2 protein-coding genes are annotated in these 1,863 nt (G+C 60.2%); both read left to right on the top strand.

What is annotated here, in order from left to right; genetic code table 11:
- A partial coding sequence (locus AAAB16_RS03175) for a FecR domain-containing protein (RefSeq protein ID WP_340662031.1) occupies positions 1–519 on the top strand: 519 nt, incomplete at its 5' end.
- 111 nt (positions 520–630) lie between these two features.
- Positions 631–1,863 (top strand): TonB-dependent receptor (locus AAAB16_RS03170; protein ID WP_340662030.1); only part of this gene is annotated, 1,233 nt, incomplete at its 3' end.

Genomic DNA, 1,863 nt, shown 5'->3' with positions numbered 1-1,863 from the left:
CACTTGCTGCAAGGCCAGCTGTATATCGAGGTGGCCGCCGACAAAGAACGACCGCTGTGGGTGCACTCCGGCGACGCGCAGGTGCGTGTGGTCGGTACCGGTTTTGATGTACGCCGTGGCCAACGGCAGTTGGTGGTGACCGTCGCCCATGGCCAGGTGGCGCTGCTGCCAACGCCGGATAGTCAGCCTACCGTGCTGACTGCCGAACAACGCGCCAGCTACGACTACCGCAGCGGCCAGGTGCAACAGAGCACGCTGGACGAAAGCCAGGTGGCCGATTGGCGCAGCGGCCATTTGTATTTCCGTAACCGCGACCTGGCCAGTCTGGTCGATGAACTGGCGCTGTATCGCAATCAGCCGGTGCAGCTAAGTGATCCAGCGCTGGCAGGTTACAAAGTCTCGGGCAGTTTGGACGTCAATGACCCCGACGCTCTCTTGCGCGCACTGCCCGCACTACTGCCGGTTAAAACCGTGATTCTCGGCGATGGCAGCGCGCGAATTTTGCCCCGCAAAAAATAGATGCGAATATTTGCTATTCGCATATGAGGGTTTTCTGTGGTGCCGCGTCTTCCTCCTGTCTGCGTTCTGAACGCGGACCTTTTTCGGCCTTAGTTGCCATTGGGGGAATCCATGTTTCGCGTGCACCACAGCATCCATTTCCGCTACACCCGTCCAACGCTCACGGCGCTGTGCCTGGCGTTTAGCCTGCAAGCCCAGGCGCAGACCTTCGCGCTCAACCTGCCCGCGCAGCCGTTGGCCACTTCGCTTAGCCAGGTTGCGCAGCAAACCCAAGTGCAGCTGTTGTTCGACGAAACCCTGTTACGCAATGTGCAAGCGCCGGCGCTCAGCGGCCAGTTCAACCCCGAAGACGCCATCCGCCGTTTGCTGCAAAACAGCGCCTTTACCTTGGTCAAAGTCGACAACACCTTTGTTGTGCGTGCCAGTGAAGTGCCGGCCAACGAACAGGGCATCACCCTCAGCGCCTTGAGCATCGTTGGCGACGGCGCGCAGGTGGATTCCAACAGCGTCGGTCGCTCCACCCTGTCGCAGGTGAATATCGACCGCCGTCAGCCCAATAACATCGGCAGCCTGCTCGCCACCTTGCCCGGCGTCACTGCCGGCGGCTCACCAAAACCCGGTGGTCAGACGATTAATATCTGGGGCATGGGCGATGCCGAAGACGTGCCGCTCACCCTTAATGGCGCGCCGAAATCCGGCTTTGAGCGCTACCAGCAAGGCACCATTTTTATCGAGCCCGAGCTGATCAAAAGCATCGAGGTGGAAAAAGGCCCGCACTCGCCTTTCACCGGCAACGGCGGCTTTGGCGGTACGGTCAATATGACCACCAAAGACGCCCCCGACCTGCTCGAACAAGACCGCAACACGGGCGCCATGCTCAAGTATGGCTACAGCAGCAACGACCATCAGCAGATCTACACCGGCGCCACCTATGGCCGCACCGACAATGGTATGGCTGACGTGTTGGTGTATTACACCAAGCGCGATGGCGAGGACTTGAAGCTGGCCGACACCCGTCCCGACCCGGACAACCGCTACCCAATCAACCCCAAGCGCTTGCCCAACACCGCACAAGACCTGGACGCTCAGTTGTTCAAGCTCAATCTGCACCCCACCGATGAGCACAGCCTGGGGCTGTCTTACACGCGCTCCAACAGCGAGCGGATGACGCCGTTTTCCTCCAACAGCTACCCAACGCCACCGACCGCGGCGAGCATTCGTCAGTACGGCTATGAAGGTGCCTTGAAGCGCCTGTTGGCTGACCGCACCACGGTCGACACTACCTTTTCCGCCAAGTACGAATACCAACCGCTGGACAACCCGCTGGTAGACCTGGCGCTAAGC

It is taken from the genome of Pseudomonas sp., from assembly GCF_037994325.1.
GTDB lineage: Bacteria > Pseudomonadota > Gammaproteobacteria > Pseudomonadales > Pseudomonadaceae > Aquipseudomonas.
Note: the sequence above shows the minus strand (reverse complement) of the source record. Positions and strands in the feature narration are given on the sequence as shown.